The 5,955-nt window shown below is 27.3% G+C and carries 7 protein-coding genes; 1 reads left to right on the top strand and 6 read right to left on the bottom strand.

Annotation, left to right across the window (positions count from 1 at the left end; genetic code table 11):
* Positions 1-316: 316 nt before the first annotated feature.
* From ACVFVN_RS14310 to ACVFVN_RS14300, 3 genes are all read right to left on the bottom strand, one after another.
* Positions 317-898 carry a tetratricopeptide repeat protein gene (locus tag ACVFVN_RS14310; RefSeq protein ID WP_456235805.1) on the bottom strand — a complete coding sequence of 194 codons (582 nt, stop codon included), beginning with the start codon at positions 896-898 and terminating at the stop codon, positions 317-319.
* 232 nt (positions 899-1,130) lie between these two features.
* Complete coding sequence (locus ACVFVN_RS14305) at positions 1,131-1,604, bottom strand: hypothetical protein (protein ID WP_456235804.1); 474 nt, start codon at positions 1,602-1,604, stop codon at positions 1,131-1,133.
* Positions 1,605-1,875: 271 nt separating this feature from the next.
* The gene (locus tag ACVFVN_RS14300) at positions 1,876-2,955 is read right to left on the bottom strand and encodes a restriction endonuclease (protein ID WP_456235803.1); all 1,080 of its coding nucleotides are present in this window, start codon (positions 2,953-2,955) and stop codon (positions 1,876-1,878) included.
* Positions 2,956-2,957: 2 nt separating this feature from the next.
* On the opposite strand from ACVFVN_RS14300, the gene ACVFVN_RS14295 reads away from it, so the two are divergent.
* Positions 2,958-3,098, top strand: coding sequence for a hypothetical protein (locus ACVFVN_RS14295; protein ID WP_456235802.1), 141 nt, complete (start codon positions 2,958-2,960; stop codon positions 3,096-3,098).
* A gap of 86 nt (positions 3,099-3,184) precedes the next feature.
* Here ACVFVN_RS14295 and ACVFVN_RS14290 read toward each other — a convergent pair whose 3' ends face one another.
* The 3 genes from ACVFVN_RS14290 to ACVFVN_RS14280 form a co-directional block, all read right to left on the bottom strand.
* A complete protein-coding gene (locus ACVFVN_RS14290; protein WP_456235801.1) occupies positions 3,185-3,589 on the bottom strand; it encodes a hypothetical protein in 405 nt (134 codons plus the stop codon).
* A gap of 240 nt (positions 3,590-3,829) precedes the next feature.
* Positions 3,830-4,393, bottom strand: coding sequence for a hypothetical protein (locus ACVFVN_RS14285; RefSeq protein ID WP_456235800.1), 564 nt, complete (start codon positions 4,391-4,393; stop codon positions 3,830-3,832).
* A 228-nt stretch (positions 4,394-4,621) separates the two neighbouring features.
* The gene (locus tag ACVFVN_RS14280; protein WP_456235799.1) at positions 4,622-5,587 is read right to left on the bottom strand and encodes a hypothetical protein; all 966 of its coding nucleotides are present in this window, start codon (positions 5,585-5,587) and stop codon (positions 4,622-4,624) included.
* Between the last annotated feature and the right edge of the window lie 368 nt (positions 5,588-5,955).

Here is a 5,955-nt window from a genome sequence, read left to right as displayed (position 1 = left end):
GGAATTTTTTTATATTCATCTCCAACAATTATTTGAGAAAATAAGAGTTTTGAAAAAATCAATATAATTACAAAGATTACTTTTTGGAATGTGTTTCTCATAAAATGTCGCCTAACGAAAAAGTATTTGCGAAGTGCGGGCTGGATTTAACTGAAAGTTCAATTCAGATCGAAGCGAAGCAAAATGCTTTTTCAGATTGTTAAATTACAAATAAAATCAAGATGAAAAGCATTTTTGCGTATAAATTGTTGATGCTTTTCAACTATGATTTAACCCCGCATTTTGCAAATACACTGTTATGCGACGTTTTGTTAATTTATTCTATTAGCATTTGTTTAATCAGTTCTTTTTTGCCCAAATTTTTAACTGAAATCATTATTTCATAAACAGGTTTATTATTTTTCCATTTCTTTTCAAGTTCAACCATTTTATTTTGACTTTCTGAATCCCCAATTAGAATTAAAGAAAAATAAATATTTGAATCATTTAATTGTTCATTAAATTCACCATTTTCATTTCTTTTCTCAAATAATTCAATACTTTTTTGATAATCTTGAATTGCTTGTTTTTGATTAAGGTTTAGTTCATTAATCAAACCTTTAAATGTCCAGCCTTCCGCAAAATCAGGTTTTATTCTTAGTTGTTTTTGAATTGTTTTTTCAGCTTCACTTAATTTGTTTTCCTTTAGCAACATTTGTGCTTTTATCGTATAAGCATTATAATTTTTTTCATCGGCTTTTATTGCTTCTTCAGAATATTTTAAAGCGTCAAAATATTTTTTGGCACTTATTGAATTTACGGCTTTATTATTAAGTTCTACTGATTTCTCAGAAATTTTGTCAGATTTACATGAAAATAGAATAAGAAAAATAAATGTTATAAATTTTGAATATTTCATTTTTAGGAGCGGGTTTGGATAAAATGTCGCATAACGAAAAAGTATTGGCGAAGTGCGGGCTGGATTTAACTGAAAGTTCAATTCAGACTGAGCGAAGCCGATGCTTTTTCAGATTGTTAAATTAAGAAAAAAAACAATATGAAAAGCAGCGGCGGATAAATTTCACAAAAAGTTCAACTTGTTACTTCTCCCCGCATTTTGCCAATACAATGTTAGCCGTAGTGTTTTTATTTCATTTGTATTTATAAACCATTTTCAGGCTTCCAAGTTTTAAAGTATCATTGTAAATATCATTAATTTGATATTCATTTTTGACTTTTAATTCAACTGTCCGATTAATTTCGGGAATTCTAATAGTAATATAATTGTGGATTGTTCCATTTTTAGATTTTGTTTTTTCAGTATTCAAAACAAATGATTGTACATTTATTGTTTTTTTCTTTCCAACTATTGAATTATAGGTAAGTGCTAAACCAGCAATCATAGAAATTGAAAACATCCAAATAATGAATATTCCAAATATTGTTAAAAATCCTTCAATTAAAGGTTTAATATATTTGTTATTGAATTTTGATTTAAACAATTTCTTTCTAAAGATAAAATAAAATATTACCGAAAAAATTATTATTGAAATATTATAATTAAATCCAATATTCATTGCATATCCCAATTCATATACACTAAAGATTACATAAGGGATTAACATCAAAATAGCAGTTAAAATAAAAAAAGAGTAAAAAAAAATATTCTTTAGTAGAGTTGTGGTCATAACATTACGGCTAACGGAAAAAGTATTGCTGAAGTGCGGGCTTTCGAAGAACTAAAAGTTCAAGAACGCACCAACGAAGCATATGCTTTTTCGATGAAACTAAATTATACTTTTTTGTGGAATTGAAAAGCATATGCGGTTAAATATTTTTGCTTTTCAATTCACACTTTAACCCCGCATTTTAGCAATACAATGTTAGCAGAAGTTCTCATCTAAAATAGTTATCTTTTGCAAGGTTAAAAACACTTTCATTATACCTATAGTTTAATTTATCCATAAAAATTACATTTTCAGATGTAATGAAATATATTAATTTAGGGCTCTTGGAAGAAAATGATTTAATGTCAATTTCATTAGGGAAATTATCATCAATGACTATTTCTTTTAATTTTTTTGCGATAAATTTTGCAGGATTTTCATGATAATTAATAAATGTATTTATATCTTCTAAAGAATATATTTTTTTATAATCTTCTATCTTAATTCGTACTAATTTTTTTTCTCCTCTGTCATTAATTGTATTGTATGTAAAAAATTCATTTTCTATTTTAAAATTAGTGTCCTTATCATTTTTTAAAAAGGAATTGATAATTAATATACTGGCTAATTTTTTTTCATATTCATCAATATAATTAACAATATTTATTTTATAACCTAAAAAATTAATTAATTTTTTAAAGTCATCATAAATTACTAAACCTTTATAAATATTTTCTGAATTAATTGTATTATTAAAAAGTAATGTATTTTGGAATTCAGGAATGTTTTCAAAAAATTCTGTAATAATTTTTGTTGGTGCAAAAACTTCTGTTGTTGTTAAAAAAAATCGATAAGATTTTGGAAAATATCTTTTAAATATTTCTAGTAGGTTTGGATTAGATATTATTTCGTTTTCAATTTTTTTATAATCATAGACGTAATTTGCAACACTTTCCAATTTATTTTTGAGAGATTCATTTGGTAAGGTAGAATAAAAACCAATAAACCCATAACAGTCATTTGTTTTCAACCGATCTATAATATCTAGCTCATCTTTTGCTGTAACTGACTTACCCGAGTATGCATAATGTTTACAGCTTACTAACCATTTTCTTGATTTTGAATTAGATTCAAATTTACTATTGATTTTTTCATTAATAATTAAATCTCTTCCATTATCCGATCCTCTACCAGGATCAGTATGAATTTCATAACCTAAATTTGAAAAAAAATCTCTCGCAAATAATTCAAATGTGTCTTGCTGTCCAGAATTTGTATTTGCTATTGGAATTTCTTTAAAATCAATCATTTATGTGTAAGTGGTTTAGAATTTCTGCTAACGGAAAAAGTATTGGCGAAGTGCGGGAATTCGAAGGACTGAAAGTTCAAGAATTCAGAAACGTAGCCGATGCTTTTTCACTTCTGCTAACTTACAAAAAATTGCAGAATTGAAAAGCATTCGGCGGAATATTTTTACAAAATTTCAACTTACCCTTAAACCCCGCATTTTGCCAATACACTGTTAGCAGAAGTTTTTGTTAATCCTCAGCAATTTTATAATCAGTAAATTCGTAGGTGTCATCTTGTTTTCCCATTAATTCAATTGACTTAAAACTTACATCACCATTTTCGAGAACTTTATAATTATAAATATCTGTAACATTGTCATATTTATGCAGTTCATAGTATTTACCGTCATTAGTCCACCAGGTTCCGTTTTCAGTTGTTTGTTTTACTTCTCCATCTCTATTTATTGCAACAAATAAAAGAACACTTTTGCCTTTCTCTAATCTACAAGAAACCCAATATTTAGAAATTCCATCGACTTGTTGATTTTGTTCCGAACCTTTGTAGCATCCAAGCATTTTTTTATCATATTCTTTTTTTTGTGCAAAACTTAAAGTTCCAAGGCACAAAAGCGAAAAAAGAAAAATTTGTTTCATTGTTTTTGATTTATCGTGTTGATTGTTTGTATAAAATTTCTGCTAACGAAAAAGTATTGGCGAAGTGCGGGCTGGATTTAACTGAAAGTTCAATTCAGACTGAGCGAAGCCGATGCTTTTTCAGATTGTCTAAATTAAGAAAAAAAAACAATATGAAAAGCAGCGGCGGCTAAAAAAGTAGAGTAGTTCAATTTACCCCTAAACCCCGCATTTTGCCAATACCCTGTTATACGACGTCGTTTATTTTATTAGTTTAATATTTTCAAGATCTATAAAGATTGATCCAAACTCAATTCCATAATCCTTATCAAAACCAGTATAAGGGGAATATAAGGAATTAATACAATATTTATTTTTGTTTTCAAGTGTTAAATAATTTATAATCTTACCACTGATAATATAATATTCATTTTCTATTAATTGCTTTGCCTCCGTTTCTGGTATTTTTGCATAAATTTCAATATTCGTGGAATTTACAATATCTCTAAATTCATCTTGTGAAAAATAACTTGATACACTTGAATGCGAAAATTCTAAAATATAATCATTATTACATTTATTAATGTTTATTAACTTAAATGGAAAATCTGAGAATATATTTTGTTGGAATTTTTTAGTAAATGAATTTTTAAAGTTTTTATTTACTTCTTCTAGCAAAATAGTATTTGATTTAAATCCCTTATTTATTACTAAAATAGAGTCAATATACTTTTCATAATTCAATTTTTTACTTTCAGCTTTTTTACTCATATCAAAACATGAAAATAAGAAAAAAGGAAAAATCAAATAATATAATTTTTTCATTAGAGCAGTTTTTTTTGGATGTCGTATAACGGGCCGCGTATTGGCGATAGTGGCGGATTAGAAAGCCTAAACTTTCAATTTTGCACTAAGCTAAGCAACAGCCTTTTATTATTTTCTAAATTTATGAAAAAAGGAAATATAAAAGGCTGTTGCGACAAAAAAAAGGAGAAACTTTCAATTTCTCCCTTAAACCGCCATTTCGCCAATACGATGTTAACTGCAGTGTTTTTATTCTTTTAAAAATGGGATTCTATTTTCAGTACAATACTTTTCAATTTCTGTATCGTTACTAAAATATGAATCGCAAAATTCATCTAGTTCTCTTTCAGTTGATTGATAATATCTTTCTTGTGCTGTTAATAGTTTCTCAGTTTGTTCAATGAATTTTTCAAATTCTTTATTAATTACACAAAGCTTATCTATTGTTTTAAAATCTAAATCTTTATATTTTGCTGGAAAAAAAATTTTACTTTGGTAAGGATTAGAATCTAATTCTATTATTCCAATTCCAAAAGATTGATTTAATCTGCTCATTTCATCATACAGGCTATCACTAAATTCGAAAGCTACTAAATATCCATAGTTAGCCCAACTTGAATTTGAAACAGCTTGGAAATATGCTTTTTTAAGCTCACTATCACTATTAATTTCTTTTTTAATTTCGTAAGAACTTAACTTAAAAGTATCAACTCGATTTATTGACTTAATGAAGTTTTGACTTGATTTTGTTTGTAAAGTCAAAAACTTAATTCCAACGACATCGGGATGTGTCCAAATTTGGTTGTTGTCTTTTCCATTGGATTGTTCGTGGAAAATAGTTTTAGAATAAATGTCGGTATTCTTTAGATAGCTTGTTAAAAGTTTATGTAAACTTCTTTCTTCGTAAGTCTTTTTTTTGTCAACTTTTCTTTCTGATTTTACTTCTGATGTTTCTCCAGATAGTTTCTCTATACTAATTAAGGATTCATTTTTAGTAAGGTAATATAAATATCCACCTGCTTCCTTTATTCTCTTAATTCGAGTATCCCCATTTCTTATGAAATCACCAAGTAAGGCAGAAACTGTTGCTGTTGGAGTTTTAGCTTCTTTAAAATCGTAATATTTATTATCAATGATGTTTTTTGAAACTTCAAGATAGTTTGTTAAACCTCCAATATCTTCTAAACTTTTTAAAATTGCTTCTTTTATTGTCATTACGTGATTTTTGGGAACATTGCAGTTAACGAAAAAGTATTGGCGAAGTGCGGGCTTTCGAAGAACGGGACGTTCAAGAGGGACCAAACGTAGCGAATGCTTTTTCAAGTACACTAAATTAAGAAAAAAAGTGGAATTGAAAAGCATTAGCGGAATTTTTTTTTTGCTTTTCAATTCATCCCTAAACCCCGCATTTTGCCAATACAATGTTGTACGCAGTTTTTTATATTTTTAAGTTTTCTTTTTTTGGCGATTTAATAAAAAATAAGTCAAAATTGAAAGTGCAAAAGTTAAAATCCAAGAAATTATTTCTGCATTTTTCATTGAATAAATATCAATTTTATAGCCAAAAACATAAATCAATGGAG

It is taken from the genome of Soonwooa purpurea, assembly GCF_053891095.1.
Note: the sequence above shows the minus strand (reverse complement) of the source record. Positions and strands in the feature narration are given on the sequence as shown.

Excerpts from the sequence above, each read along its gene's own strand:
- ACVFVN_RS14310 (WP_456235805.1), bottom strand. The coding sequence starts at position 898 with ATGAAATATTCAAAATTTATAACATTTATTTTTCTTATTCTATTTTCA.
- ACVFVN_RS14305 (WP_456235804.1), bottom strand. The coding sequence starts at position 1,604 with ATGTTAATCCCTTATGTAATCTTTAGTGTATATGAATTGGGATATGCA.
- ACVFVN_RS14300 (WP_456235803.1), bottom strand. The coding sequence starts at position 2,955 with ATGATTGATTTTAAAGAAATTCCAATAGCAAATACAAATTCTGGACAG.
- ACVFVN_RS14295 (WP_456235802.1), top strand. The coding sequence starts at position 2,958 with ATGTGTAAGTGGTTTAGAATTTCTGCTAACGGAAAAAGTATTGGCGAA.
- ACVFVN_RS14290 (WP_456235801.1), bottom strand. The coding sequence starts at position 3,589 with ATGAAACAAATTTTTCTTTTTTCGCTTTTGTGCCTTGGAACTTTAAGT.
- ACVFVN_RS14285 (WP_456235800.1), bottom strand. The coding sequence starts at position 4,393 with ATGAAAAAATTATATTATTTGATTTTTCCTTTTTTCTTATTTTCATGT.
- ACVFVN_RS14280 (WP_456235799.1), bottom strand. The coding sequence starts at position 5,587 with ATGACAATAAAAGAAGCAATTTTAAAAAGTTTAGAAGATATTGGAGGT.